We start from the raw sequence: 26,622 nt of genomic DNA on the forward strand, positions 1-26,622 counted from the left end.
TGAATACAATTTTTACTTATTTCCGTATCTGCGAAAACTCTTATAAATAAAAGGCAGTAAGGCTATTGCCATCACTGTATACATTACCATTACAAGCGGAATTTGTCGAAATACACAATTCCCAATCTGATAAATAAGTGGGACTTTTACACTTGCCTGTACATTTGTCAAAATTGTTGGTATCAAATTGAAAAGCGTTGTATACCCAGAAAGTGCCCGTCCTATAAATGGCAATAAGCAATATAAAAAGAACGGAATGCAAACAGCGACACTAATTGTATGCATTTTAGCCACTACTAACATAGACACTACAGCCGCCAGCATACTGGCTATAAATCCACATACAACTGTCAACAAATAGTATTGTCCATATGACATAATGTAAATACTATATGCCTGATACATTTGATAAGGTGTATTCATACCACTGGTTCCCATAATTCCAAAACAAATCACACTAAGTAATATAATTCCCATACAATAAATCATAACTGTCGTAGCTATTCCTGCCAGTATTTTTGTTTTAACAGCTTTTGTACGTCCATACTTTGTAGAGAAAAATACTGCATCTGCTTTTGTCTGAAAATCATCTGCAAATATTCCAGCACAAATAAAACCAACTATGATTGCCAGAATAATAGAATACGTTTCTACATACATAATCATAGTATCCCATGAACTATAAGATTCGTATTCTACTGGTAATTTTATTTCATTATATTTCTTTTCCAAGTATTTTTTCTGTACAGAAGTCTTTCCATACTCTTCTGCCATCTTTTCCATATTTTTATGATAAGTGTCATAGAACTCTTGCACATTTTCTTCTGTAATTTGATTCAGAACACTTTCATCATATTCTGCATCCGGTGTTAATACCGATATTATAAAACCCCTAATATCATCTATCGGTTGTAATGTCGTTCCGTAAATCGCATTTTCTTCTGAGGATTGTGTCATCGCATTTTTATTTTGTTCTATAACTTTTCCAAGTTCATCTTCTGTCAATGTACCTTTCCATGCTCGTCTGTTATCTGTAAGTTTTCTTGTTGCCATAATTCCAGTACTAGCATTTCCATTCTCATCCACATAGCGATTACTTGTAACTGCAAATCCGCTAAAAATGACAGCAAGTATCAATGCCAATCCGATTGCAAATACATTAATTTTCTTTGAAAAAATTCGTTTTAATTCTAATTTAAGCATCTTGTTTTTCCTCCGATTTTTCTCCAAAATAAAATAGAAATGCATCTTCCAGATTTTTTTCTACAGCCACAGCATCTTCTGTTGGCTTTTCTATTGAAATAATTCTAAGCTCTGCTCCGGTTTTTGTTGTTTTTATATTTCCAACCAAATATTCATTCATATATTTGTCTATCATACTTCTCGAAACATTACATTGCCATACCTTTTCTTTCATAGAAGATACTAAATCTTCCGCAGTACCTGCATAAAAAAGTTCTCCATCTTTCATTAACATAATGTTATTCGCAATGTACTCAATATCCGATACAATATGTGTAGACAAGAGCACCAAACGTTCTTCCGACAATTCACTAATTAAATTACGAAAACGTATTCTTTCATTCGGGTCTAATCCAGCGGTAGGTTCGTCCAGGACAAGAATTTGCGGATCGTTTAACATCGCCTGTGCTATTCCTACACGTCTAACCATTCCTCCAGACAAATTCTTCATTTTTCTTTTACTGAATTTTTCCATTCCTACTTGATTTAATAATTGCTTCACTTTTTTTCTGGCAAACGGCATTTTTAACCCTTTTATAGAAGAAATGTACATCATATAATCATATACGGTCAAATCTGGATAATATCCAAAATCCTGTGGTAAATATCCCAGAACTTCTCGGTATTCACCTCCTAATTTCCATATATCTTTACCATTCCATAATATTTGTCCTTCTGATGGTTGAACAATCGTACAAAGCATACGCATTAATGTGGTCTTTCCTGCTCCATTTACTCCAAGCAGTCCATAAATTCCTTTTTCCATAACACAGTTCACTTTATTAACAGCATTTACTTCTCCGTATTGTTTTGTTACATTTTTAAATTCTAATTTCATACGTGTAATCCTCCAAAATTTTTTCATCAAATACTAATGACTTCTGAACACAAAAAACAAAATATACAAAAGTCAATATCAGCATAGCCACCCATACCGGAGTTACAATTTTCTGATAAATAACATCATTTGCAACAATCATCATCCATAAACCAACCCATACCAAACAGGAAAGCACTGCTATATATTCTGATTTTTCCCATCTGCTGTACAATACACGAAAACATATACAACATGAAACATTTACCGGAAGCAAAAAATTAACCACCAAATTACTGAACGAGAGTATTGTTGTTTGATATGTAATTGCCAAAAACACCATAACGATCACCAGATCCACTACTCCAAACATTAACATTCTTGCTGTACAAATCTGACGCAGTGTGTAATAAGACGCCTGCTCAATCTCAATCGCACCATTTCTTCTGTTTTTCCAAATTTCCGGGATAATCAGAACCACAAATATTGTGGCAGATATTCCCATAATCCTCATCATATCTTTTATGTCTGACGTATAATTACTCAACCATATCCATAGACACATAAGAACACAACCTTGTAAAATCCACCATCTTTTTTTTATGAATTTTGTCTGCTCATACAAAAATTCAAAATAAGATGTTCTATGCGATTGTTTCGATAAAACCGACTCTGACAAAATATTCTGACATGCTTTTACTGTTTTGTTCTCTGCTTCAGCCCTTACATACTTTTCTTCAATCTCCTCTTTATATTCCTTTATTTGTTGCTTATAACTCTTCATCTTTTTTCACCTCCAACTCTTTCATTAAAAGTTCTTTTGCTCTTCCGATTCGATATTTTACAAGAGAAAGTTTGATATGAAGTAATTCTGCAATTTCTCTTTGCTTCAATTCCTGAAAAAAATATAAAACTGCCGTTTCTCTAATTTCTTCCGGTAACTTTCTCACTGCCTGTTCAATAGTTAATCGGACTCCTAGCTCTTCTACATGATTTTTACTACAGCCCTCTGATTTTAGTAGTTCCTCTGATGGAATATCTTTTTTCTTTTTGTAATAATTTTTAACGGTATTTCCGGCAATTGTATAAAGATAATTCTTAACTTTTCCATATTCTTTATATCTATATAAATTAGAAAAGAAACGTGTAAACACTTCTTGTGTCAAATCCTCTGCCTCATATGGATCATTGATATGTAGCAAACAATATTGATATATACTTGAGTAATATTTTTTGACCAGTTTTTCACACGCATCTTCATCTCCTGCTCTTGCTAGATGTACTAACAAAGAATCAGTTTTGTATTCCATTCGCAAATTTGCCTCCCTCTGTTTTCTAAATAATATAACAATCCTACTATAAAAAAAGTTAGGATTTTCTTTTGTTTTTATTTATATTTTTCTAAATATTCTTCCAAACATAAATTTTCTTCTTTCATTATTTTATCGACAGTCGTTCCAACATAACGGTAATGCCATGGTTCATTACTAATTCCTGTTATATCCGTGAATCTACTTTTTTACCATTCGATAATTCTGTCAATTCTACTTGATAATTATCAGGAATATAATGATTTCGATCGACCAAAATAAGATTCCATTCACCCGAAGTGTCTGCAAAGGACTTTTCTGACTGCAAAATTTTCGGTAATGTTAATTCTCCAACCTGCACATCGATTTTTATTGTTCTCCACATTACAACGGTTATTATGATAGTCATTAAAAGAATGAATACTCGTAAAATATTTTTTCTTCTACGATTGCTGTATCTTCTTTTGTTCATTTTCTCTCCCACACTTTCATTATCAAAATATTTCTACTTTTAATATAATTAACAACCAAAATGACAAAAAAGTTAGTATCTAAATTTATTTATCAATACGAAAACGGAGGTTTTTTTATGCGAGAACTCAGAAACACAAAAATCATTGCTGTAGATGCACCTGAAAAGGAGGGGATAAACCATGCAGAACAATATCCGCAACACCAACCTGCCATCTTATATGATGTTTCCCCGTTTCCTTCTGGACATGGAAATAAACGAAACTGCCAAAATGCTTTATATTATCCTGCTTGACCGAGCAAGACTTTCCCAGAAAAACGAGGGTTGGTCAGATGCTGATGGTCATGTGTTCATTTACTTTACAATTGAAGCACTGGCAGAAGTTCTCCACAAAAGCCAGATGACGGTTAAAACTGCTCTGGCAGTACTGGAAAAACAGGAGCTTATCTTCCGAAAACGGCAGGGTCCCGGACAGCCCAATCGGATTTATATAAAACTCCCAAAAGAAACCATCCACTATACAGATAGATTTCTTTCCCTAAGACAGACAGAAAACTGTCCTATTGACAGACAGGATTCTTTCCCTGATACAGGCAAAAAACTGTCTGGTAATAAGAAAGAGATAAAAAAGAACAATTTAGAAAAAAGAGGGAGTAAGGAGCCACTCTCACCCTATGGAAAATTTCAAAATATTTTTCTGTCAGAGAAAGAGCTGGAAGATATCCGGCAGACAATCCCTGACTGGAAGGATTATATTGAACGCTTATCCGGTTATATGGCTTCTACCGGAAAGCAATATCAGAACCATGCAGCTACCATCATCAGTTGGGCAAGACAGGATCATCCTGCTTCCCGGCAAAGAAATTACGGTTCTTATTCCTTCCATCCGCTGTAAATGCCAGCAGGAAATCTTTGAGCAGGAAGAAGCCCAGAGAAAACTTCATGAAAAACAAATGGAAATAGAGCATCTTAAAACCAGCGGATTACAGGATAAAGCACTCTATGACTATCTCAATGTGGAAGACCCTGATGTTTTCTCCCATCGTGCATGGAAACTTGAATATCAGAGAGAACAGGAAATGCGGCAAAATCAGCCTGCTCGAACTAAGAAAAGTCATATGATATGGAATTGTAACCGTCTTTGAATAGATAATATGTTCTTACAAATCTCTTGTTCAAAAATGAGTTTTTCCCAAAAAAGCGTATGGATTTAAAACTTCCATACGCCTTTTTATATTCTACTCTTCAAATTGTCTAAAAGTTGACTAAAAATATATCACCGTTCATACGATGCAATAATTTCTTTGCTATCTGTTGTTTTATAATCAATTGTTCCCAAATTACTAATCAAATCAAATGTCATATCTGCATTAACCTGCAATTCATCTTCAAGTTTGGCTGCAGACGGCTCATCTTTTAGAAAAACTGTTAATCCATAAGGCTCTGTTTCAGACTGTATCTCTATACTGTCATATGAGTATCCCGCCGGATACGCTTGACCACTTACAATATTTATAACATTCGAAGAATCTCCTACATAATCTGTCTTATACTGCGATAGATCAGGAATTTCGTACAGTTTTTCTTTTTTTCCACACGCCGAAATCAACATTATTGACATGGCAACTAACATAATTGCAAGTACTTTTTTCTTCATAGAAACACCTCCCGAAATCTTTATTCAACACTTTTCGATTTGAGTAAAAGCCCAAGGGACTTTAATGTCCCTTATGCTTTTCTCTTTTCTTTCGCTGTTTCAGTTCAAACAGTCGCTGCTCTTCTGCCTCTTTTCTCTTGCGGCTTTTCTCTTTGCGTTCCTGCTTGTTCTGTTCCTGCTGTAATTTCAACGCCTGTTGCGATTTTGTACCAATGCCTATTTCCAGCATCTGCTTCTTTACTTCCCGCTGCATCCGTTTCGGATTTCTTTTGATATCCTTTACAACAGTTTCAACAACCGAACTGAATTTCAAACTGAAATAGCACTTTTGAATATATTCCTGTACTTCATAATCTTTTGGCTCTGCACCAAATGTTACCTTTGCCACAGATAATTTACCATCTTCAATACGTTCAAATATACCTACCCAAAATGGTTCTTCAAAATATACCGTCAGCTTTCCATTTACTTTGTCCATAAGAATCCCTCCTAAAATTGATTGAACAAAGAATGGACAACCCGGAGGGGCAGGTTACTTACCCTATTTATATAGGACGGCCGGGCTACCTACCGGCTCTGGCACATCAAAGATGTACGTTGCGTTTTTATCTTTGCGTTTATAATCAAGCCATATGGCACGATTAACTTCTGTTCAAATCATACCATATGATCAATGCATTTTCTATATACTTTCTTTATAATCAGAAAAAACCAGCAAAAAGCTCCCGAAGGAGCTTTCCACGTTTTAAATGTACACTAATTCTCTTAACACAACCTCTTCTGCATCATTTCATATTTCCCATGAAGAATCTTGTAAATTAGTAATATCCACAACGATAACAGGTAATTTAATTATTCGTATTTTTTCCCGATAATGTAAATCGAAACTACCATACCACCTAATATCATAATTAAGAAAATTTTACTTAAAATATCCCATAAAGCTATATTGAGACAATTGATTATTATAATACCTGCAAGAGGATATAGAACAACCGTTGCAAGTGTCCAAATTTTTAAAATTGTACAGATGTACATCCAATTTCCATTGTTAAAGGATAAACCAACTAGATGTATTCTAAAAATTCCTTGTGAAACATAATTTATCTTGTTTGCATCATAATATGTTGGTAACATGTCTTTGGCAAAGAAACAAAACCATGCACCAAATAAAAGCATTAACCCTGTAACCAGCAATATATCATCTTTCATCTCAGCTATTGAATTCCCAGATACGACTAACATAATAATTTCTGTAATAGATATTAAAAAGCATAGCAAATATGCTAATATCCAGTTTTTTCTATGCTGATGAATAGAATTCCTAACAGCCATATCGAGAGAGCCTACTACCAATTCCTCGACTTCTTTTGTATCAATATTTTTCTGTGTATCTATTTTTTCTCCACGTAACAATTCTGTAACGGTAACATCTAATACATCAGCTATTGGTATGAGTAATACGACATTAGGCATACTAAGACCAGTTTCCCTTAGTTAAAGATATGAAACCTCTTTATCAGTCTACTTTTCCAATAAATCGGTAGTATATCTCTATTTCCTGTATTCTTTCATTGTCCTCATTCGTTGTTGCTTCGTGAATGAGTATTTTTTCTATCATTGCATTTAATAACGGTGCTGTAAGTTCCTTTGGTACGGAATACTCCTTGATTAACTCAATCCACTTTTCAGCACCTATCATATCCTGTTCCATTTTACTTAATTCTTCTCTTAGGTTGGTTATATGCTGTTCCAGTTCTATCTGTTCTTTCTGATATTTCCCCGACAGCATGATGAAGTTTCGTTCCGTTATCTTCTCACAGGCTCTATCTTCATACATTTTCGCAAACAAGCGGTCAATCTCATTTTGTCGGTTCTCGGCTTTCTTCAAGGCACTTGCCTTTTTCTTCTTTTCCCGTATTCTCTCTGCATTACCAGCCTTTTGTATCTTATTCAACACCTTTTCTTCGTCCTGTTGTACTGCTTTTGCCCAATACTGCAATCGCTCCAATACAGCTTGATACAGCACATCATAGCGGATATAGTGCATAGAACAATAACCTTTACCAAACTGTCCGTAGAAACTGCAAGCATAATAACTGTAGGGCGTTTTATTTGCCGTATTCGTTCCAAACCGCATAGACCAGCCACAATCCGCACACTTGACAAGCCCTGCAAATATCTGTGTTGTCTTTTCCTTTGTCTGTCTGCGTCTTGATTTTATCTGTTCCTGCACACGATAAAACACTTCTTTGTCAATAATCGGCTCATGGGTATTTTCTACTCGAAACCATTCACTCTCGGGCTTACGCACTTTTTTCTTGCTTTTGAAAGAAACTGTTGATTGTCGATTATGAACGCTGTTTCCGATATAGACTTCATTTTTTAAGATTGCCTTGACATGAGCAATCGTCCATTCATAACGCTTGCTTTCGGGCTTTCCCTCAAAGATATGTGCAAAAGTACCGTATCTTGTAAAATTCAGCCAAGACGCTGTCGGAATTTTTTCTTCTCGCAGTACCTTTGTGATTTTGGCACTGCCGTAACCTTGATAAGCTAGGGAGAAGATTTTTTCAACAATCCATTTTGTTTCCTCATCAACCAGCAATTTCCCTTTGATGTCGGGGTGTTTCTTATATCCTAACGGAGCATAAGCCCCATAATACGCACCCTCTGCAAATTTTGTCTTGAATGCCGATTTCACTTTACGGCTCGTATCTCTTGCCACCCATTCATTGATGATATTCTTAAATGGTGCAATCTCACTTTCGCCTTTCTCGCTGTCTACCCCATCGTCAATCGCTATGTAACGGACATTATGGCTGGGAAAATACAATTCTGTATATTGTCCTGTCATAATATAATTTCTGCCAAGTCGGGAAAGGTCTTTCGTTACAACACAGTTGATTTTTCCTGCCTCTATATCTTCAATCATTCTCTGGAAACTCGGTCTTTCAAAATTTGTTCCCGACCAGCCGTCATCAATATATTCATCAATCACATTCAAATGATGTTCTTTTGCATATAGACGCAACATACTTCTTTGTGTGGTAATGCTGGAACTTTCGCCCTGTAATTCATCATCTCGGCTTAACCTAAGATAAAGTGCAGTATTGTAAATCTGTTGTTTCATTGTCAGTTATCCTCCTTTATAACTAACCCGTGTTTACAATACCTGCTTGCAAGTAAAGTATAACACGGGTACTTTTTGCCATTCAATCTATTTCTTACAACTGCACCGATTTTATGCGATTGTCTGCTTTGCTTTTTCCAGCATAACATCCGTCAGAAGTTCTTCCATTGTCTTTCCTTTTTCGGAAAAATGCTCTTTTACTACAATCTTTGTCTTTCCTCTGTTGCCAATGCCACGCTTATTATTCGTCTTTTCTTGCATTGTTTTTACAATATCAGCAATAACACATACCCCCTTTCTGTAAAAATAGTTTCTAAGCAATTCAACGGCTTTTGTCATAGCCCACAGGAGTTCCACCTCTGCATAATCCTTATGTAGCCGTACCCATTGCGTGCGACGCTCTGAACGCTCAAGCTGTGGCTGTACGGGAGTAGTCCGTCAGAAAAGCTAATGCACCAAGCCCTATCCATCCAACTGGTATTGTATCAGCAACGTCGGCAAAATTATCACAATCAAGATAAAATAATATTTATAGATTATATTTTCAAAGGTTTTCTTTTATTCTTGATTTGACTTTAGATAATATGATACAAACGCAAATATATATCCAATAGTTGCTCCTAATAAAATATATTTTACATCAAATATTGCATACACAGTATTTAAAATAATTACCCCCAACAACACTATTAAAGAAATGAATAGTGTTGTAATAAATTTCTTTTTCCCCATCTTACCACCAGCAAGTGGCACCATGCGCGACTGCTCCACCTAAACCGCCTAGAATACCTCCAGCAACCCAGCCAGCTACAGTGCCTACTACCGGTAATGTAGCAGTACCTCCTGTGGAACCACCAATAGCTCCGCCAATAGCACTCCCAACAGCAGTGTTTGCGGCGCCCTTCAAACTGCATCCTCCACCAGTAATCATTGACAAATGTTCATTATTTAATTCTTGAAACTCTACTAATTTCATATATAATCCTAATTATTCTTTGTTAATTACATACTTCAGATTTGCAATTAAAATAGTAACAAATATAAAGAATCCTAGAGAGTTTAAAACTAAAAGTAATAAACTTAATTCTTTAAAAAAATTGCATATTGAAACTATAAGAAATCCTATTGTAATAATAAAAGATACTATCCTTTTCTTCATCTAATCATTCCTTTTAAGAAATATATCTTTTAATTAACAGAATGTGGCTGCACCTGTAGCCGCTCCTCCCCAGAATCCTGCTGCACTTCCAGATACCGTCCCAATAATTGGTAATGTAACTGTACCAACTGCTGCTCCGGCAACTCCTCCTGTTAGAGCACCTCCTACTGTTCCTAATCCACATTTAAGCCATCCACCACCTTCGACTCTTAAAAGAGTCTCTTTATCTAAAACTTCAAATTTATCAATCACTTGTGTATTCATATTTTTCTCCTTTTAATTAATAATATTTTCATAATTTTATTCCTTAATTTAACAAAAATTTCTTTAATGACAACTATATAAATATGGAAATGCAAAACTTGTACGAATTACATATCTCCATATAATACAGTTGTTAACATAGATATTATTTAAGGCGGTATTGAACAATAAATCATCTTTTATCATCTCCTTCAATCATTTCTTGTTTATAGTCTAGCATTTTATAAATGTAATGGAGCATGTGTGCCTAAAATGTATGGTTTTTGTGCCTGAAATGTTCTTTTTTATCATTGTAAAAGAAAAAGAGGAATAACATGTGAGTTATTCCTCTTTTTCTTTTAGTTTTTCTATTAGTGCTTTAATTCTCAATCTGGAAATAGAACAGCTTGTTCCTTCATAAAATAATACCTCTCGTTCACGTGAATTTACTTCAATTACATTTTCAATATTTATAATTGTTGAACGATCTACTTGTTGAAAACAGTGAGTTGTATCTAACTTTAAAATATCGGCTATGGTTCCATAAAACTCTTTTCTAAAATTAACGCCAAAAAGGATTAATTTATGGGAAGTAGGAGCTGTTTGAATGAACAAAATATCCGAAAAGGGGATATGAATACCCGTTCTTCCTTGATAAGAATAACTTAAAATTTCTTCTACTTTTTGTCTTTGATTTTTAGACAATACGTACTTTAGACACTCTTTGACACGTTCTCTAAAAATAGATTCGCTATTATCTTTTGTTATAAAATCTAAAGCTGATACATGATTTCTAAAAACTAAAGGCATTGCCTCAGATAATGTTGTAATAAACACAATTGTTCCATAGGGATTATAGCTTCTGATATGTTTGGCTAATTCAAACCCCTTATTTTTATTATTATCAATTTCTAAGTCAAGAAAATACAAATCATATACCGTTTTTTCGGATAATTGTGATTGATATTCTTCTATACTCGCTGAACTGACTATATTTATTTTTATGTGCATTTCTTTTGAAAAATCATACAATATGCTTTCTAATCGCATAAGATGATGAAGATTATCTTCTACTATCGCAATATTGATCATTAATAAGTACCTCGCTTTCTAAAAATTAATTTTTGAGTAAAAGATTCTTCTTCAACAATCGTTTCTATATCTACATTTTCCAATTTGTAAATCATATCTAACAAAGAAGATAATCCAATTCCTCTATTTTTTCCCTTTGTAGAATATCCTTTTTCCCAAATTTTTCGCTTATCGATCACAACAGATTCTCTTGTATTCTGAATTAAAACAGAAGTTGTAGTAGTATCATGAATAATCGCGACTGTAATTTGTGGATACAGTGCTTTTTCTGTTCCTTCTAATGCATTATCCAATAAAATACTTAATAAACGAACTGTATCCAACATAGGTACTTCTACAATAGGAATATTGTTCGATACTTCTAAATAAAAAGGAATTTTTTGAGCTTTTGCTTGAAGCATTTTTTGTGTCAATACATTTCTAAAAGCAATATCTTCTATTTGATTTAAATTAAAAGCTGTATAATCTGCCTTTATCAAACGTTGATTCATTTTAAGGCACACATGTTTATAGATATGCTTAATTTCATTAATATTTTGTTTTTCTATCGCTGGTTCTAAGCAGGCGATAATACCACCAAAATCATGCCTAAATCCTCGTATTTCTTCATAGAGTGAACCTAACTCTATAACCAATTCGTTTAAATCTCGATTCTCTTGTTCTTTTTGCTTGATATTCTCTTGATGAAAATAGCTTAGTTGTTTTTCATGAAGATATAAAACAGTTAATAGATAACTAATAAAAATAAACAAAGATACCGTTGTATCAAATTCATAAATAAATGGATTTTTGATTTTCGTTAATACCGAAGATGTAATCCTCAAAACACTTAAAACGAAAAATATCCATAAAGTATAATTAATAGAGGCTGAAAAACTCTTAGATTCTAATAGTTCTTTATCTAGTCTTATATATTTAAAGATTACTGTAGCGATCAATAAACAGAATACTGTTAATAGTAAATCTAATCCTTCTGAAAAAAAGATCGGCATATCCCTGGTTGAAATCACACGATAAAACACACTCGCAAAAAAGAACCGAATAGATTCATAAGCTAAGAATAAATATAAAGAGTAAAACAAGGCTATTATTTTATCTTTTTTTAGGCGAATGATGAAAATCATGTAATAAAAAATAATTATTCCAATTCCACTAAACGCCATGTTAATTCTTGTAACAATCAAATGCCATAAAAATAAATATAGCCAATTTCTCTTTTGAAGAAATATTCCGTCAATTCGACTTCCTAAAATGATTCTAGGAAGAAGTAAACCCATAATCGAAAAAATCAATCCCAATAAATCAATGAACATTATTTTCTCATATCCTTATTATTACAAAAACCTAACCAATTACAGATGGATACAATAATACTTTCTGAACGTTTTGCTCCTCCTGTAATACTCTGTAAATTTTGGTTTGACAACTTTTTATAGTTTTCTATATTTTTTATTTTTTTCTTTTCTTTCAACATAAATACTCTCCTTCTTAAATTTTTAAAAATTTTAACTTTTCATTAAATGGGTATAGAAACCGCCTTTTTTTAGCAGTGTTTCATGTGTACCATCTTCAATGAGCTGTCCTTTATCTAAAACAATGACACGATCTGCTCGTTCCGCAATTGTTAGACGGTGAGCAATGAATAAGATGGTCTTATCTAATGCTAATAGATTGTCAATTATTTTTTTCTCGGTTAATACATCTAAACTACTTGTTGCTTCATCTAAAATTAATATAGGTGATTTTGTAAGCAATGCTCTGGCTAAAGCAATTCTTTGTTTTTGTCCACCAGAAAGTTCTGTACCATCAGAGGTTAATTCTGTCTGTAATTTCATAGGCAATCGAGAGATATCTGTATTCAATTCAACAAAATTTAATACTTCTATAATATCCTTTTGTGTTGTATCTTTCGGTGCACCTATTTCCACACATAATCTCCAAGTCCGGTAAGCATCAATGCACTAATTAGTCCTGATATAATCCCTGCTCCAATGGATACCCCTTTTCCAAACTGAAAAGCCAGAATCAGCTGCCACAGATAAAGTGGAACACTGCTTCCCCACAGCAGCAATGCTGCTAATATACATCCTTTCATGATTTCGATATCGCTTGATGCGATTCTTCCAAATCCAATTCCGAATATGATTGCTGTCAATAGGATAGAGCACAGACACAAAACCAGCAGCATCAACAGTTTCGATAAAAATGCTGCAGGTTTATCCGGTAAAGACAACAGATTTTGAAAATCACCTGCATTTTGTTCCTGTTCCATCACACTTGCTGTAAAAATTCCAATAAGTACCGGAAGTCCTGCTCCTATTGCCTGATAAAATGCAATCACTTTCATATTTTCATTCCATGGTGAAAAAAAGTAATATATTAAAAATATAACGCTGGTTATAATCGGAATCAGTAAGTGTGCCAGAATCACAGATGTTCCTTTCATCTTTCGCAAGTCTGCATTCAGAGATCTTCCAAGCATCCTATTCCACCTCTCTTCTCTCAAACCATTTCAAAAACAGAACCGTTACAAAAACAAACCAGATGATTGAGAGACACATTCCCGGAACAATGACTCCCGTATCCAAAAGAGGATTCCCTGCTTCTGCGGCAAGTCCATTTGGTAAAACATGAAGCAACGGGCACATCATTCGCATAGGGATTGCAGAAACAAGTACATACCAGATTCTGGTTTGTGATATTACCACACCGCTGACGGTAATAAATAGGCAGACGAACAGGTTTACAATCATTCCAAATCGTTCACTTAAAAATAAAGCTACCGGAATCTCCCATAACTCAGAAACCGTCAGAAACAATACTGCAATCAACGCTCCTTTCACTGGAACATGTGTCGTTAGAAGAAAGCCTCCAAGCGTTGCTCCTGCAAACACAATCACATTAGAAAACAAAATCATGTACCCAATATAAATAATTTTCCCCAGCAACAATTTTTTTCTGTCTGTGGGAATAGTCATTAAATGATAGTATTTTATCTTTTTCTCCTGCGCCACAGAAAGATAACAAAATAGAGCAATCATCCCCGGCAGCAAAAGTGTATACCACCAGTTCCAAACACTTTCTGCATAAGCATTTGTCATCCCAAGAGTAAATATAAATGCCATGACAAATGTAAGAAGAGGAAATCCCCAGATAAACTTTTTTCGCATGGTTCTTTTGGCTTTTTGATGTTCTGCTTTTATAATATTAACCATGGATTTCACCTGCTTTCTGGTTTTTTCTTACCACATTCATAAACAAATCTTCAAGATTATCTCCCTGCTTTAATGCTCCTTCGTATCCTAAGATTCCACCTGAAATAATCCCGACTTTATCTGCAAGTAACTGTACCTCTGAGAGAATATGACTGGAGAGAATTACAGTGATTCCCTGTTCCGGAAAAGACCGGATCAGCTCTCGTAATTCCTCGATGCCTATTGGATCTAATCCATTCGTAGGTTCATCCAATATCAAAAGTTCCGGTTCTCCAAGCAATGCCATTGCAATGCCTAGTCTTTGCTTCATCCCCAAAGAAAACTGTCCTGCTTTCTTCTTTCCGGTGTTTGTAAGTGATACAATCTGCAAGACCTCATCAATTCTGTTTTCATCTGTACCAAGCAATAATTGTCTTACCTTCAAATTCTCTCTGGCGGAAAGATTTTCATAAATAGGCGGATTTTCAATTAACGCTCCTATTTTTGATAAATCTTTCCTATCCAAAAGTTTTCCATCAAAGTAAATCTTTCCTGCAGTTGGTTTCATCATACCGGTCAGCATTTTCAATGTGGTAGATTTACCAGCGCCATTCGGTCCAAGCAGTCCATAAATCTGTCCCTTTTCGATATTAAGTGAAACATTATTTACCGCTTTCTGTTTTCTAAAATATTTACATAGATTTTGTGTCTGTAACATCATTTCCATCTTTACTATCCTTCCTTCTATATTTCATTTCTTACTGAAATATAACCTAACAGAAAAAAATAAAGATTTGATGAAGATTTATTCCCGTATGGAATAAACCATCAATTGAATATCATTATCAGAACTCGACTTTCCACTGAAATCAGCAAAGCTGTTACAAATACGAAGTCCTAATTTACAGAATATCTCCGTGATTTCATCCAAACTATATAACCTTATAGGATTTCCTTCTTTCATTTCAGGCTTATAAAGTGCTTCTCCATACATATAGTCTACCTGCCTATATATCAGCGTTTTTCTATCCTTCTCCCATTCAAAAGCAGATAATGTAAGTCCCTTTTCTCCTGCATCCCATAACTTGCAAGGGAAATGTGTTTGGGCATAGCTTCCATTCATGATATCCATAAAGTGCTTTCCACCATTTTTTAATGCTTTCGCAATGACAGAAAAAATCTTATGATTTTCCCCATCGTCTTCAAGATATCCTATTGCTCCATCCGCCATATTCAGCACAACATCAAATTCCTTATCAAATGTGATCGTGCGAATGTCCTGACAAATGAACTTTGCATTCAAATTTTCTTTTTTTGCCTGCTCGTTTGCATAATCTATGTACGCCGGTGTAATATCAATACCGGTAACATCATACCCACGTCTGGCAAACTCCAGTGAATGCCGACCAAATCCACATGCAAGATCAAGTATTTTTTCCGTTCCTTTTAACTGTAACTGCTTGATTAGAAAATCTACTTGTCTGCCTGTATCTTCTACCCATGACATATTCTGAATATCCACGTTCCCATTTGCTGACCGTTTTATCTGATACATATAATTTTTCAGCCAAATCCTTTTGAGTTAAATTCTTTTTCTTTCTTAATTCGGTTACAAATAAACCGAATTTTTCATTACTAATTTGATACATACATCCACCTCCTGCACACATATTATAATGGGAGTATGCATAAATCAATCGACTAGCAGTAGAATTGTAATATGCTTCTTCTTTGACCCCTTATAAACACCAAAGCTGAACAAATAGGATTTTTCTTCCTACCTGTTCAGCTCTTTGTTTACCTGTAAATCAATTCATTTAACACAATCTCTTCTGCCATATTACGAATACCATTTACCGCTCTGACCAATTATTGCAAAATTTCTTGTCTAAGTCATCAATTTACTGGCTACACTTTGACTTTGATTGTACTATTCTAAGATCTAGTCAACAAATGTCAAGCATGTATTGACTTATATAACACTTCTTCAAATTCTAGTCATCTGCTTCCCAGTATTCGTTGACTTATATAATAATTCTTTACTTTCCAGTCATCGAATCATCCAACTATTATCCTGGTTTGGACAATAAAACTACCGTCTCGACGTGAGTATCAAATTAAAACATATCCCCACAAAATCACGGAAATATAAGCAATATTTCTACAGTACGAATACTGTTCATGCATCCCCTTTCCCACAAATACATAACTGATATAAATTTTGCACCACCTTGATGCAAAATCTAATCTTCACTACCACTATTTTCCTCCAATGCCTTAATAGATTCCAATGCTTGATATTCCTGTTTTAATTCACGCAGCAATTCTTCCTCGCTTGGTAAATACAATTTGTATTTTGAAGCAAAAATCTGTGTTTCATTTTCAGGTAACGTATACTTAACTACAGACTCACTTTTATCTGCACACAATACGATACCAATCGGCGGATTGTCTCCTTCATTCATAAGTTCCCGCTCATAATAATGAACATACATCTGCATTTGCCCTAAGTCCTGATGTGTTAAGTCCCCAACTTTTAAATCTATCAGAACAAAACATTTTAAAATATAATTATAAAATACAAGGTCAATTCTAAAATGACGTCCATCAAAGGTTATTCTTTTCTGCCTTGCGACAAATGAAAACCCTCTACCAAGTTCCAAAAGAAATTTCTGCAAATGTGTAATTAACGCTTGTTCTAAATCGCTTTCATAAAAATCATCATTAGATTTCAGTCCAAGAAACTCCAACACATATGGGTCGCGGATGACATCTTCTGGTTTTTTCGCCGGTTCTAATGTCTGTATTTCCTCTGCAACTTGCTCTTTATTTTTACTGGACAATAGCCTTTCATAAAAGAAAGAATTTATCTGACGCTCAAGTTGTCTGGTACTCCATTGGGATTTTACAGCTTCCTGCATATAAAATTCTCGTGCATTTTCATTCTCCACTCGCATCAAGAGCCGATAATGCGTCCAACTTAATTCGCTACGCAGTGCGTAGCCATTTGGAAATGTCAAATAAAACTGCCTCATATTTTTCAAATTGGCAACGGTAAATCCTTTCTCAATCGATTTACAAGTATATTAAATTGTTCCTCACTTTTCTGGTAAATAAATTTTTCTAATTCCTTGACAAGACCATCATCTTTTGAAATTAACTTCAACTTAGGAATTGCCATCTTCAAATCATTTATTGCATTATTTCTATTTTCATCATCTGATAGCTCTTGTATATTATACCTTGCAACTCCTAAAGAAAATTTCGCTTCGGCTGGAAAAAATACAATTTGCGCAAATACAATTATAGATTCATATACTCTCTTTTTTTCCTCAAAAACATACTTTTTCTTATCTTGCAATGGTTGAAAAATAAATGTGGACAAAATCAACGTTATTACAGAAGAACCTAATATACTAATAATTATGGAAATTACATTATCTATACTCATTTGCACCCCTTCCCTGCTACAATTAAATCACTTCAAAATGCTTCAACGCATCCTTTATGGCTTCCACTTTCTCTGCTGTAGGATGCTTCCTCGGCTGTTTCAATTCCTCTACCGCATTAGGAGCATCGTACATTGGCAAGCCTAAATTTCTCTTTACCTCTGCGATATATGCGGTATGTACCTTGAAGCCGTATTTAGCTTCTATGTACTCCTTTATCATTTTGTAGGTCACTCGTTCTTTGGGCTTATATTCTTCGGCTCTTTTAGCGATATTATCAAGCGGAACTTTTCCCTCACCCTCGCCAAACTCAACTTTTACGTTGATATGTCCGTCTGGCTTTTTGTGGGAAAGCAGTACTACCGTCTCAACGGTACTTTCATTGTCCCAACTAAGTTCTTCTATTTCCGAACCATTGAAATACACCGGAAAACGAAACTTAATGTGCTTCAGGAATCTGCCATCCGGCTGCTCCTGCTCATAAATGTCTACCTGTTCTACAAAGCTGTTTAAAAATTCTTTTTTCTCCAGATCCGTGAACTTGTCATATAGTTTATCAAAATACAGCAAGAATTGATAGACGTTATCTTCTGATATTTTCTTCTGTTTGATATTTAGCAGACGGTTCTTAACCTCACTGATGCTGTTCTCCACACCCTCGATTTCATCATAAAGGCGATACAATCTTGTCTCCATATCCTGATATTTTTTCTCATAAAAACGGTCTGTAATATCCAGACTGTCCATCTGCTGTCCAAGCCGGTTCTTTGCTCCTGTCAGCTGGCGGTGCTGTTTTTCTAATTCTTCAATTTCCTTTTCCACTTCCGACGTGTCAATCCTTGCACCGATTTTATTCAAAATGGCTTCTTCAAATTTGGGATTCCGTACCAGCTTCCGGATTACTTCTTCTACCGCATCGTTCACCTTATCTTCGCTCCACTGTTTGCGGTAGCTGCAATTATGTCCATCCACCAATCTCCGATGCTTGCAGGCATAATAAAAATAATCCTTATATAACGTACCGTCCTTTCGTTTTTTCCGATTGACATTCCCATACATTCCACTGCCACACAGAGGGCATTTTAAAATACCGGATAAGATATGTTCATGTTCCAGACTGTGTGTCTTTTCATAGGATACTCCTGTTTTCTGACGTTTCTGATGTGCCAGTTCCCAATCCTCTTCGGAAATGATTCCTTCATGAATACCATCGTTCAGCATATATTCTTCCTGCTTCACAATCCGGTATTCGTTTCTTGTTCCGGGAACTTTCTCATTCTTTCTGCGGCCAAATGCCAGCTTTCCACAGTAGACCGGATTATCCAGAACACCTTTGATGAATGAAGTTGCAAAAGCATCCAGCGTATTATTCTGTCTCTTTTTCTTTTTATATCCATGCTGGTTCAGCCATGATGCAATTGCACTCATTCCCATATTGGTATGGATAAATTTATCATAGATCAGCCGGATTACCTCTGCCTCATCTTCTGCAATCTGAAGTTCTCCATTCACCAGTTTATAACCATATGGGGCAAATCCACCGTTCCATTTTCCTTCTCTTGCTTTCTGTTTCCGTCCTTCCATCGTCTGCACCAGAATATTCTCACGTTCAATTTCTGCCACCGCTGACAAAACGGAAATCATCAGTTTTCCACTGTCTTTAGAACTGTCAATGCCATCCTCTACACAGATCAGATTTACTCCAAAATCCTGCATCCGTTGTAAAGAATTTAATACATCCGCTGCATTACGTCCAAATCGTGACAGCTTAAATACCAATACAAACTGTACATCATCTGTACCACTTTCAATATTGTCCAACATCCGTTGAAATTCCGGTCTGCCTTCTACACTTTTGCCGGATTTTCCTTCATCCGCAAATTCCTGTACAATCTCCATGTTCTGATACTCTGCATATTTTCGCAGTTTATCTCTCTGAGCATCCAGACTGTAACCATCCACCTGCATGGTGGTGGAGACTCGTATATATACATAACATCTAATTTTCTTATTTTTCATTAACATTTACCTCATTCATTAGAGTTTTTATTGTCCCAACTAAATTTTATCATTTGTTCCAACCATATTCAATACTTGATTTTCAAGAATTTTTAAACCCAATTGACATATTTTTCCCAAAAACATATAATAATGATAGAGACAGAAAGACCTGTCATCGTAAATATTGCCCGCCCACCGTTGGCAGCTTATAAGTGATCGACTCGAAAATATTTCTCGCTCACCGGAAGCGTCTAATAAATATCCGGTTCGAAAATTATTTAGAATTATTTCTGTTTTCGATATTGTGTTTTTATCGCGCATTGCATATACTATAAATGCACAAAAAGCCAGAAAAAGAGGAGGTGTTAGTATGGCTACTTCAAGTATTACTCATAATTTTGTCGTATCCAATCCAAATAGCGTAAAGCGTTTTGTCGCAGCGATTGACGAAGCCGATCGTGACCGCACACCAAAGCAGACACTTCCCGGACGTCAGTTAACGAACCCACAGGAAATCTTAGCTTTAATGTCAAAAAGGAAGAAACAACATGTCTGATAAATATTTTACCGTTAATATTCGGGCATATTTGGATAAAGACGAACCGACATATATCGGAGAGGAAAGTCTTTACGACTTGCTCTCCGATTTTTCTTGTCCTGAAAACCCCGATGTGGAATACTTCTTATTACATAATGCGATTGAGTTTACCAAAAAAGATCAATCCATCACTTATCTGGTATTTGATGCCGAAGATGCTTCATTGGTTGGCTATTTTTCCCTTACAGTAAAACCAATTTCTGTCCAGGCTTCAAATATCAGTAAAACAATGGCAAAGAAGCTGTCCCGTGTCAGTATTCTGGATGAAGAAACACAGTCTTACACCACAGCAGCTTACCTGATTGCCCAGTTAGGAAAGAACTATTCTCTTCCAAAGGAAAAACGGATTCCAGGGAACATTCTACTGGGATTTGCACTGGAGACCATATCCAATCTCCAATATTCCGTAGGCGGTGTTATGGAATTTCTTGAATGTGAGGATAATGAATTTCTTCTGAACTTTTATACGCAGAATCATTTCAAGCCATTTGACACTCGTATTACTTCTTCCCAGAACAATGAGCCACATACTCTTCATCAGCTTTTAAAATTTATCTAATTGGAAATACACGAAAAAAAACGACAGCCCTGAAATTTTTATCTCAGGAAGCTGCCGCTTCTTTTTTCTTTTCATTTTCTTCTTTTTTCTCCTGTCCATTGTTTTCCTTATCTTCCTCCAGTTCCCGGAGCAGCTCTTCGCCATATTTATCTATCATCCGCACAAGAAAATCAATGCACCGTTCAAATTCTATATTCTGTTTCACAAGCTTCTCCTTCCCTGTTTTTTATTCTGTGGTCATTCTACAGGAAAGTTTCTGGCTTCTCATTGAACAGAAATTGAGAGTGAATTGACTGTTTCTCATTTATTTTGGTTCATATAATTGAAATGCCATTGTTCAGAACATATGTTTGTGTTATTATATAGGAAGTTTAGTACCTAATACAAACAGAATTGATACGAAAAGGTGGGATTGCGTTTGGATCGATGCGATTTTAGCTCCATAATGACATGTTTAAAAAATCATATCAGCGAAAGTAACCAGATGAACCAGCCTGAATTTTTATATGAAGTATTTGAGGATTTTATGGACAGCCCGGAAAGCAAAGATTTTTCTTTTGACAATGGGCTGGTCTGCCGGTGGATGACCGGACAGGCGAAGATCAGTCCCAAAATCTGCACTTACTATGCAAGACCAAGCAAGCAGGAAAAGCTGGCTGAAACGCTGCAGCATAATCTTATACCATTAATGACCGACTGTAACAAAGCACTGCAGGATGTTTATCTCCTGTTCATGCAGGATGCCACAATCTCCGAAGCAAAAAAGAAAAAGCTGGCAGCCCTTTACAAGCCGATTGATTCACGACTTCTCTTTCTGGCAAAACTAATCTCCTTTGGTATGGAACGCCAATTTATCAAACGGGACACCAGAAACCAAAAGCTGCTTGCAGGCGGCTCTCTCTCCCCGGTTATTCTGGATTACATCATGGACAGTGAAGTTCCCAGACCATGCCGCCATTTTCTTGGAAGAGAAGAAGAACTGGACGAATTACATACAATGCTGGAAGAAAACAGCAAAGTATTTCTCTATGGAATTGCCGGGATTGGAAAGAGTGAACTGGCGAAAGCATATGCAAAGCAATACAAAAAATATTATACGAACATCCTGTATGTAGAATATGCCGGTGATTTACATCAGGCTGTCACAGACATGGATTTTACCGACGATCTGCCGGAAGATGGGGAAGAAGAACGTTTCCGGAAGCACAACCGGTTTCTCCGTTCTCTGAAAGATGATACACTGCTCATCATAGACAATTTCAACGTCACTGCCACGCAGGACAGTTTTCTGCCGGTGGTTCTGAAATACCGGTGCAGGATTCTTTTCACGACCAGAAGTAAATTTGACGGACACTGTATCCTGCAGTTAAAAGAGATCAGGGATCCAGCCAGCCTGTTTCAACTGGCAGCTGCATTTTATTCTGAAGCAGAAGTACACCAAACACTGGTGGAAGAGATTATAGAAATCGTCCATCGCCATACCTTTGCAGTAGAGCTGGCTGCAAAACTACTGGAAAATGGGATTCTACCTCCGGAACACTTACTGGAAAAGCTACGGGAAGAAAAAGCATCCCTTGAAAATGAAGATAAAATCAGTGCCATCAAAGACGGGCAAAACAGCAAGGCTACTTACTATAACCATATCCACACTCTGTTTTCTCTTTATTCCATATCCGTGGAACAACAGGAAATCATGCGGAACCTTTGCTTTCTGCCTCCTGCCGGTATTTCCGCCCGTATTTTTGCTGACTGGCTTGGATTAACTGACTTAAATGACATCAATGATCTGATTGAAACAGGTTTTGTACAAGCAACTACACGGCATACAATTTCCCTGCATCCGTTGATTCAGGAGATTGCCCTTTCAGAAACAAAACCTTCGGTCACAGCCTGCCATACTTTGCTTGATTCTCTGCAAAAAATATGTCTGATGCATGGAACGGAAGTCAGCTATTATAAAAAACTGTTTCAGACAGTCGGGAATATCATGCGGATGATGGAAAAAGATGATCTGACCAAGTACCTGCTGTTTCTTGAGGATGTCTTCCCATATATGGAGAAATACCGTTACAGGAAAGGTATGAAAGAGATTATCCTGGAGATGAAGCAGCTTTTGAAAGGGAATGAAAACGGTAGTGCTACCGACCGTGCATTATTACTGGACTATCAGGCATGTATGGAAACAAAGCCGGAAAAAGCCATCAAACTGGAAAAAGAAGCCCTTGCACAGATCAAAGAAATCACAGAGGACAATGCCCAGCTTGTCTCCAACCTTCATGCGAATCTGGGCGGTCTTTACCGCATGAATGGTCAGGCAGAGCTTGCAAAAGAACACATGGAAAAGGGTATCTTCCTGCTTGAGCAGTACCAACTGCTTTATACCAATGACAGCATTCCCCAGATCAACAATTATGCTGCCTTATTGACAGAATTGCAGGAACCGGAACGGGCAATGGCTGCTCTCCAGAAACTTGCCCAGATCATCAAAGAATACAACTCCGATACCTGTCTGGACTATGCCCAGATACAGGAATCCATGGGAAATATCTGCCTGATCACGGCAAATATCTCACAGGCTAAAACCCATTTCAAAAAAGCCATGAAGATTTATGAGAATGTCTGGGCTGATGAGCCGGAACTGATTGAAGAGAAATATCAGGAAATTCAGGAACTGTACCCACAGGTAGGCATCGCACTGGCAAAGGGAATCCTTGCTTCCAAAAAATAATAAGCATATTTTACGGCGGACACGATTGCCCGCCGTTATTTGCTTTCCGACTTATTCCCACTTTTGGGAAAAAGTTATAGTTTTCTTTTCAATATGAAAATCATATTATTTTTTAGAAAATGCCTGTATCAATACTTTCATGACAACTGCTGTGGAATGTATTTTGGAAATTTCCGAAGACAGCATTATTTTCGAAACCCGAAACACCAAGTACTACCTGAAATATGATACAGTACCGAATGAAACTGAGGTGATGTGTGCTTGACTACTTATGAACTGGGAAGCAGCCTGGAAAAGCTACTTTATAAACTAAAGAAGAACCGTGAAAACGTACCTTTGGATATCCTGAAAACCTATTATAAAGTTCCTTACAGGGAACTAATTTCTCAAATAACTCAAACAGTCTCTGGGATTCTACTTGGGTAAACAAAAGTCACCTCTAAGAATAGCATATAACAACTTATTGTAAAGCTGCAGGTAAACAGGCGTATCATCCTGAAACTTCCAGTTGTGGAAATCCATTTCTTTTCCTCCTCGCCTTTAGATCAATTGTTTTGTGCATTATAATTAATTTTTATTACAAGCATGCTTTCTTCTATGTTTTGTTTGGAAATATGTTCTTGTAGCTCCCAATATGATCACTGCCAGATATAAAACCATTTGTATCCCCCAGATATGCCCTGTAAAATTCATATATGGATTATACCAATCCAAAATCTTTGCAGTAATACATACGAAACTGCATACAACACATACATGCAATAAAATTCCCCGTACTCTGCTCATTACAATCCCTCCGTAATAAATATTCCATCTGCAACTTCATGTTCCGGTTTATATGGATGATTTGCAACCTTATCCTGAAATGTCATGAAGGAACAATGCCCTCCATCCAGATTATAGGCAGCTTTACATCCCAATTCTTCAAAGACTTTTGCCATTTCGTCCGGGAACATTCCTCTGGAACTATCCTGTCTTCCATCCACCAAAAGCAAGCAATAATGTCCTGGCTCATAATAACCGATTGCTGTTCTTGGATGCGATTCTCTTATATAATCCCACGTAAGGAACTTATCCTTTGCTTTTCCCTTTTCATCAAGAAGACTCGGTCCAAATACCCAGCTTTGGTATGCCCCTTTTTCTATAAGTTGCTGTAGCTCCACTTGTCCCGGCTGATAGATATCCATTGTGCCATCCCAGTTCAAAACACAGGTTTCTGCATCCGTCTGCTCATTTCTGTATATGACCCCATTTCGTATAATCGTGCCGTTATTCTGATTACGATTATTGCTATAGGAATCTCCATTTACTGCAAGAACAGACTTCATCCTTGAGGACATATCGGATAGTTTTTCCGTATATCCTACACCATAGGTATCCTGAGCAAATGCTGTCTGAAGACATGTAATATCCCCCACATAAATATCCGCAAGTACATAAGATGTTTTTGTACCATACTTTTCATGTTTTCCAGCATTTGACTTGTCCAGTTTTCCTGTATCATACTGATGGTATGATAGCTGAATCGATACATTTGGACTTGTATAGGAAGTGTCTGTTGCAACGACTGTGTCTGAAAATTTATCTACATATTTTTTATGCCAATCCTGTGAATCTCTAACTATGCATGTTTTTTGTAGCGAAGCGGTTCCCTCCTTCGTATCCCCCATCTGTATTTTCTGATTAAAATCTGGCATCTCATTCTGACTTTTTTCTGCTTCTGACACTGCATTTTCAATGGATACTGCTTTCACTCCTTTTTGTGGAATCTTATAATCAGCAACCCACACGATCACAAGAACGAAAGCAGCCGCCATAATATCAACGGTTAACCATAAGATACGTTTTTTCATACTCGAACCTTTCTACCCACAGAATATATATTTCTCCTTACTCCCGCAGATGCTTTGTTACCTTCACTGTTTTCTAAACATGAACTGTCATTTCTTTTGAAAATAAAATACTTTTGAACAAACCAGCTGACAAGAAACAGAGAAACTTCTGTCATCAGTTTTGCCGGATAAACCGAAAAGTGTAGAACCTGTACAAATGTTTCCAATATAAAATTATTCATAATCAAAACGACAACTGCCAATGCAAAATAATGCGTTGCCGTACTTATTTTTCTTTTTGTATGAAATACAAACCGACAGTTCATGCTGTAGTTATAAAAAGCACTGACCATTCTTGCCAGTATATTTGCTGCCAGCACCAACACTGCCGTATGGGGCAGGAAAAGCATAAGTGCCGAAAACAAAAGGTAATCCAGAATAAAACTTGAAAAAGATGACAATGTAAATTTAAAAATATCCTTATAAATCCTTATGGAATCCCTTACAGCCCGAAAATGGGAGGTAGAATTATTCTCATCCCGGTAAATCGTATGAATCGGCACTTCTTCAATGGGAATCCCTTCCTTTGCCATGGACATCAGAACATTCATTTCATATTCATATCGCTCCCCATCTACAGAAAGTAATTTTAAAATCAGATCTGAGCTAAATGCCCGTAATCCCGTCTGCGTATCAGATACCTCTACACCGCTAGCTAATTTAAATACCGACCTTGTGATCCGATTTCCCAGTCTTGATCTTAGAGGCATGTCCATTCCCACATTTCTCACACCCAGCACCATTGTTTTTCTGTGTGACCCGGCAAATCCTAAAAGTTTCATCATATCTTCCGGTAAATGCTGTCCGTCAGAATCCATGACTCCTATCAATTCATTATTCCATAATTCTTCTTTCACATAGGTTAAGGCTGTTTTAATCGCAGCACCCTTTCCTCTGTTTTCAGGATGCCGGAGAATAATACATACATCTCTGACATGATCAAAAATCGTTTGATATTCTTCGCCACTTCCATCATCCACCACGATAATCGTACATCCATAAGCCCAAAGCTTATCTGTAATTTCTATTAATGTTTCATCTGGTTTATAAGCTGGTATGATTACAACTGACATATC

Annotated in this window: 29 protein-coding genes and 4 pseudogenes; 5 read left to right on the plus strand and 28 right to left on the minus strand. The window is 36.2% G+C overall.

What is annotated here, in order from left to right; translation table 11 throughout:
* Positions 1-12: 12 nt before the first annotated feature.
* From G593_RS0112950 to G593_RS20865, 5 genes are all read right to left on the minus strand, one after another.
* Positions 13-1,203 (minus strand): ABC transporter permease, encoded by a 1,191-nt coding sequence (locus tag G593_RS0112950; protein WP_029731949.1) that lies wholly within the window; start codon positions 1,201-1,203, stop codon positions 13-15.
* Positions 1,196-2,080, minus strand: coding sequence for an ABC transporter ATP-binding protein (locus tag G593_RS0112955; protein WP_005338319.1), 885 nt, complete (start codon positions 2,078-2,080; stop codon positions 1,196-1,198). Before G593_RS0112955 ends, G593_RS0112950 begins: the two co-directional genes overlap by 8 nt.
* Positions 2,064-2,843 carry a hypothetical protein gene (locus G593_RS0112960; RefSeq protein ID WP_029731950.1) on the minus strand — a complete coding sequence of 260 codons (780 nt, stop codon included), beginning with the start codon at positions 2,841-2,843 and terminating at the stop codon, positions 2,064-2,066. The genes G593_RS0112955 and G593_RS0112960 overlap by 17 nt, the downstream gene beginning before the upstream one ends.
* On the minus strand, positions 2,830-3,369 hold the full coding sequence (locus tag G593_RS0112965) for an RNA polymerase sigma factor (RefSeq protein ID WP_029731951.1): 540 nt from the start codon (positions 3,367-3,369) through the stop codon (positions 2,830-2,832). Before G593_RS0112965 ends, G593_RS0112960 begins: the two co-directional genes overlap by 14 nt.
* 187 nt (positions 3,370-3,556) lie before the next feature.
* Positions 3,557-3,841 carry a hypothetical protein gene (locus tag G593_RS20865; RefSeq protein ID WP_029731952.1) on the minus strand — a complete coding sequence of 95 codons (285 nt, stop codon included), beginning with the start codon at positions 3,839-3,841 and terminating at the stop codon, positions 3,557-3,559.
* 181 nt (positions 3,842-4,022) lie between these two features.
* Here G593_RS20865 and G593_RS0112975 point away from each other — a divergent pair, with 181 nt between their 5' ends.
* Positions 4,023-4,736 (plus strand): replication initiator protein A, encoded by a 714-nt coding sequence (locus G593_RS0112975; protein WP_029731954.1) that lies wholly within the window; start codon positions 4,023-4,025, stop codon positions 4,734-4,736.
* Positions 4,711-4,866, plus strand: a pseudogene (locus G593_RS21540) (ATP-binding protein); the annotation flags it as partial. The gene G593_RS0112975 and the pseudogene G593_RS21540, both read left to right, overlap by 26 nt.
* A 251-nt stretch (positions 4,867-5,117) precedes the next feature.
* On the opposite strand, the gene G593_RS0112985 reads toward G593_RS21540, so the two are convergent.
* From G593_RS0112985 to G593_RS0113075, 19 genes and pseudogenes are all read right to left on the minus strand, one after another.
* Positions 5,118-5,498: a DUF4825 domain-containing protein gene (locus G593_RS0112985; RefSeq protein ID WP_029731956.1), complete on the minus strand. Its 381-nt coding sequence runs from the start codon at positions 5,496-5,498 to the stop codon at positions 5,118-5,120.
* A 61-nt stretch (positions 5,499-5,559) separates the two neighbouring features.
* Positions 5,560-5,976 (minus strand): YjdF family protein, encoded by a 417-nt coding sequence (locus G593_RS0112990; RefSeq protein ID WP_029731957.1) that lies wholly within the window; start codon positions 5,974-5,976, stop codon positions 5,560-5,562.
* Positions 5,977-6,350: 374 nt separating this feature from the next.
* Positions 6,351-6,974, minus strand: coding sequence for a hypothetical protein (locus tag G593_RS20875; RefSeq protein ID WP_029731958.1), 624 nt, complete (start codon positions 6,972-6,974; stop codon positions 6,351-6,353).
* Between the two features lie 43 nt (positions 6,975-7,017).
* Positions 7,018-8,631 (minus strand): recombinase family protein, encoded by a 1,614-nt coding sequence (locus G593_RS0113000; protein ID WP_029731959.1) that lies wholly within the window; start codon positions 8,629-8,631, stop codon positions 7,018-7,020.
* Positions 8,632-8,742: 111 nt separating this feature from the next.
* Positions 8,743-8,970: a hypothetical protein gene (locus tag G593_RS0113005; RefSeq protein ID WP_029731960.1), complete on the minus strand. Its 228-nt coding sequence runs from the start codon at positions 8,968-8,970 to the stop codon at positions 8,743-8,745.
* 394 nt (positions 8,971-9,364) lie between these two features.
* Positions 9,365-9,607, minus strand: coding sequence for a Blp family class II bacteriocin (locus tag G593_RS0113015; RefSeq protein WP_028085723.1), 243 nt, complete (start codon positions 9,605-9,607; stop codon positions 9,365-9,367).
* 216 nt (positions 9,608-9,823) lie between these two features.
* Complete coding sequence (locus G593_RS0113020) at positions 9,824-10,054, minus strand: Blp family class II bacteriocin (RefSeq protein WP_010817848.1); 231 nt, start codon at positions 10,052-10,054, stop codon at positions 9,824-9,826.
* Between the two features lie 321 nt (positions 10,055-10,375).
* Entirely contained in the window at positions 10,376-11,125 is a 750-nt protein-coding gene (locus G593_RS0113025; protein WP_196801974.1) for a response regulator transcription factor, read from the minus strand.
* A complete protein-coding gene (locus G593_RS18655; RefSeq protein WP_049946490.1) occupies positions 11,125-12,438 on the minus strand; it encodes a GHKL domain-containing protein in 1,314 nt (437 codons plus the stop codon). Before G593_RS18655 ends, G593_RS0113025 begins: the two co-directional genes overlap by 1 nt.
* The gene (locus G593_RS20205) at positions 12,438-12,599 is read right to left on the minus strand and encodes a bacteriocin (protein ID WP_155242894.1); all 162 of its coding nucleotides are present in this window, start codon (positions 12,597-12,599) and stop codon (positions 12,438-12,440) included. Before G593_RS20205 ends, G593_RS18655 begins: the two co-directional genes overlap by 1 nt.
* A 31-nt stretch (positions 12,600-12,630) precedes the next feature.
* Entirely contained in the window at positions 12,631-13,047 is a 417-nt protein-coding gene (locus tag G593_RS0113040; RefSeq protein WP_304412966.1) for an ATP-binding cassette domain-containing protein, read from the minus strand.
* Positions 13,047-13,607, minus strand: a pseudogene (locus G593_RS0113045) (lantibiotic immunity ABC transporter MutG family permease subunit); the annotation flags it as partial. The gene G593_RS0113040 and the pseudogene G593_RS0113045, both read right to left, overlap by 1 nt.
* Before the next feature lies 1 nt (position 13,608).
* On the minus strand, positions 13,609-14,340 hold the full coding sequence (locus tag G593_RS0113050; RefSeq protein ID WP_029731964.1) for a lantibiotic immunity ABC transporter MutE/EpiE family permease subunit: 732 nt from the start codon (positions 14,338-14,340) through the stop codon (positions 13,609-13,611).
* Positions 14,333-15,046: a lantibiotic protection ABC transporter ATP-binding protein gene (locus G593_RS0113055; RefSeq protein ID WP_005609481.1), complete on the minus strand. Its 714-nt coding sequence runs from the start codon at positions 15,044-15,046 to the stop codon at positions 14,333-14,335. The genes G593_RS0113050 and G593_RS0113055 overlap by 8 nt, the downstream gene beginning before the upstream one ends.
* Before the next feature lie 78 nt (positions 15,047-15,124).
* Positions 15,125-15,826, minus strand: coding sequence for a class I SAM-dependent methyltransferase (locus tag G593_RS19650; RefSeq protein WP_081646554.1), 702 nt, complete (start codon positions 15,824-15,826; stop codon positions 15,125-15,127).
* 4 nt (positions 15,827-15,830) lie between these two features.
* A pseudogene (locus G593_RS21545) lies at positions 15,831-15,968 on the minus strand (helix-turn-helix domain-containing protein); the annotation flags it as partial.
* Positions 15,969-16,562: 594 nt separating this feature from the next.
* Positions 16,563-17,384, minus strand: a pseudogene (locus tag G593_RS0113065) (PDDEXK nuclease domain-containing protein); the annotation flags it as partial.
* The gene (locus G593_RS0113070; RefSeq protein ID WP_029731969.1) at positions 17,360-17,770 is read right to left on the minus strand and encodes a hypothetical protein; all 411 of its coding nucleotides are present in this window, start codon (positions 17,768-17,770) and stop codon (positions 17,360-17,362) included. The pseudogene G593_RS0113065 and the gene G593_RS0113070, both read right to left, overlap by 25 nt.
* 22 nt (positions 17,771-17,792) lie before the next feature.
* The gene (locus tag G593_RS0113075) at positions 17,793-19,787 is read right to left on the minus strand and encodes a recombinase family protein (protein ID WP_029731970.1); all 1,995 of its coding nucleotides are present in this window, start codon (positions 19,785-19,787) and stop codon (positions 17,793-17,795) included.
* Positions 19,788-20,139: 352 nt separating this feature from the next.
* Here G593_RS0113075 and G593_RS0113080 point away from each other — a divergent pair, with 352 nt between their 5' ends.
* Both G593_RS0113080 and G593_RS0113085 read left to right on the plus strand, forming a co-directional pair.
* On the plus strand, positions 20,140-20,325 hold the full coding sequence (locus G593_RS0113080) for a hypothetical protein (RefSeq protein WP_028087235.1): 186 nt from the start codon (positions 20,140-20,142) through the stop codon (positions 20,323-20,325).
* Entirely contained in the window at positions 20,318-20,926 is a 609-nt protein-coding gene (locus G593_RS0113085) for a hypothetical protein (protein WP_021739273.1), read from the plus strand. Before G593_RS0113080 ends, G593_RS0113085 begins: the two co-directional genes overlap by 8 nt.
* Positions 20,927-20,969: 43 nt before the next feature.
* Here G593_RS0113085 and G593_RS20535 read toward each other — a convergent pair whose 3' ends face one another.
* On the minus strand, positions 20,970-21,131 hold the full coding sequence (locus G593_RS20535; protein ID WP_021739274.1) for a hypothetical protein: 162 nt from the start codon (positions 21,129-21,131) through the stop codon (positions 20,970-20,972).
* A 279-nt stretch (positions 21,132-21,410) separates the two neighbouring features.
* On the opposite strand from G593_RS20535, the gene G593_RS0113095 reads away from it, so the two are divergent.
* Entirely contained in the window at positions 21,411-23,654 is a 2,244-nt protein-coding gene (locus tag G593_RS0113095) for a tetratricopeptide repeat protein (protein ID WP_029731972.1), read from the plus strand.
* A 567-nt stretch (positions 23,655-24,221) separates the two neighbouring features.
* Here the strand turns inward: G593_RS0113095 and G593_RS0113105 are convergent.
* The 3 genes from G593_RS0113105 to G593_RS0113115 are packed head-to-tail and all read right to left on the minus strand — an operon-like array spanning position 24,222 to position 26,619.
* Complete coding sequence (locus G593_RS0113105; RefSeq protein WP_021739276.1) at positions 24,222-24,440, minus strand: hypothetical protein; 219 nt, start codon at positions 24,438-24,440, stop codon at positions 24,222-24,224.
* Entirely contained in the window at positions 24,440-25,507 is a 1,068-nt protein-coding gene (locus tag G593_RS0113110; protein ID WP_029731973.1) for a phosphodiester glycosidase family protein, read from the minus strand. Before G593_RS0113110 ends, G593_RS0113105 begins: the two co-directional genes overlap by 1 nt.
* On the minus strand, positions 25,504-26,619 hold the full coding sequence (locus G593_RS0113115; RefSeq protein ID WP_044924874.1) for a bifunctional glycosyltransferase family 2/GtrA family protein: 1,116 nt from the start codon (positions 26,617-26,619) through the stop codon (positions 25,504-25,506). Before G593_RS0113115 ends, G593_RS0113110 begins: the two co-directional genes overlap by 4 nt.
* Positions 26,620-26,622: the final 3 nt, after the last annotated feature.

Origin of the sequence: Dorea sp. AGR2135 (assembly GCF_000420885.1) — a bacterium.
GTDB lineage: Bacteria > Bacillota > Clostridia > Lachnospirales > Lachnospiraceae > Dorea > Dorea formicigenerans.

Coding starts and splice junctions, on each gene's coding strand:
- G593_RS0112950 (WP_029731949.1), bottom strand. CDS start 1,203: ATGCTTAAATTAGAATTAAAACGAATTTTTTCAAAGAAAATTAATGTA.
- G593_RS0112955 (WP_005338319.1), bottom strand. CDS start 2,080: ATGAAATTAGAATTTAAAAATGTAACAAAACAATACGGAGAAGTAAAT.
- G593_RS0112960 (WP_029731950.1), bottom strand. CDS start 2,843: ATGAAGAGTTATAAGCAACAAATAAAGGAATATAAAGAGGAGATTGAA.
- G593_RS0112965 (WP_029731951.1), bottom strand. CDS start 3,369: ATGGAATACAAAACTGATTCTTTGTTAGTACATCTAGCAAGAGCAGGA.
- G593_RS20865 (WP_029731952.1), bottom strand. CDS start 3,841: ATGAACAAAAGAAGATACAGCAATCGTAGAAGAAAAAATATTTTACGA.
- G593_RS0112975 (WP_029731954.1), top strand. CDS start 4,023: ATGCAGAACAATATCCGCAACACCAACCTGCCATCTTATATGATGTTT.
- G593_RS0112985 (WP_029731956.1), bottom strand. CDS start 5,498: ATGAAGAAAAAAGTACTTGCAATTATGTTAGTTGCCATGTCAATAATG.
- G593_RS0112990 (WP_029731957.1), bottom strand. CDS start 5,976: ATGGACAAAGTAAATGGAAAGCTGACGGTATATTTTGAAGAACCATTT.
- G593_RS20875 (WP_029731958.1), bottom strand. CDS start 6,974: ATGCCTAATGTCGTATTACTCATACCAATAGCTGATGTATTAGATGTT.
- G593_RS0113000 (WP_029731959.1), bottom strand. CDS start 8,631: ATGAAACAACAGATTTACAATACTGCACTTTATCTTAGGTTAAGCCGA.
- G593_RS0113005 (WP_029731960.1), bottom strand. CDS start 8,970: ATGACAAAAGCCGTTGAATTGCTTAGAAACTATTTTTACAGAAAGGGG.
- G593_RS0113015 (WP_028085723.1), bottom strand. CDS start 9,607: ATGAAATTAGTAGAGTTTCAAGAATTAAATAATGAACATTTGTCAATG.
- G593_RS0113020 (WP_010817848.1), bottom strand. CDS start 10,054: ATGAATACACAAGTGATTGATAAATTTGAAGTTTTAGATAAAGAGACT.
- G593_RS0113025 (WP_196801974.1), bottom strand. CDS start 11,125: ATGATCAATATTGCGATAGTAGAAGATAATCTTCATCATCTTATGCGA.
- G593_RS18655 (WP_049946490.1), bottom strand. CDS start 12,438: ATGTTCATTGATTTATTGGGATTGATTTTTTCGATTATGGGTTTACTT.
- G593_RS20205 (WP_155242894.1), bottom strand. CDS start 12,599: ATGTTGAAAGAAAAGAAAAAAATAAAAAATATAGAAAACTATAAAAAG.
- G593_RS0113050 (WP_029731964.1), bottom strand. CDS start 14,340: ATGGTTAATATTATAAAAGCAGAACATCAAAAAGCCAAAAGAACCATG.
- G593_RS0113055 (WP_005609481.1), bottom strand. CDS start 15,046: ATGGAAATGATGTTACAGACACAAAATCTATGTAAATATTTTAGAAAA.
- G593_RS19650 (WP_081646554.1), bottom strand. CDS start 15,826: ATGTCATGGGTAGAAGATACAGGCAGACAAGTAGATTTTCTAATCAAG.
- G593_RS0113070 (WP_029731969.1), bottom strand. CDS start 17,770: ATGAGTATAGATAATGTAATTTCCATAATTATTAGTATATTAGGTTCT.
- G593_RS0113075 (WP_029731970.1), bottom strand. CDS start 19,787: ATGAAAAATAAGAAAATTAGATGTTATGTATATATACGAGTCTCCACC.
- G593_RS0113080 (WP_028087235.1), top strand. CDS start 20,140: ATGGCTACTTCAAGTATTACTCATAATTTTGTCGTATCCAATCCAAAT.
- G593_RS0113085 (WP_021739273.1), top strand. CDS start 20,318: ATGTCTGATAAATATTTTACCGTTAATATTCGGGCATATTTGGATAAA.
- G593_RS0113095 (WP_029731972.1), top strand. CDS start 21,411: ATGAACCAGCCTGAATTTTTATATGAAGTATTTGAGGATTTTATGGAC.
- G593_RS0113105 (WP_021739276.1), bottom strand. CDS start 24,440: ATGAGCAGAGTACGGGGAATTTTATTGCATGTATGTGTTGTATGCAGT.
- G593_RS0113110 (WP_029731973.1), bottom strand. CDS start 25,507: ATGAAAAAACGTATCTTATGGTTAACCGTTGATATTATGGCGGCTGCT.
- G593_RS0113115 (WP_044924874.1), bottom strand. CDS start 26,619: ATGTCAGTTGTAATCATACCAGCTTATAAACCAGATGAAACATTAATA.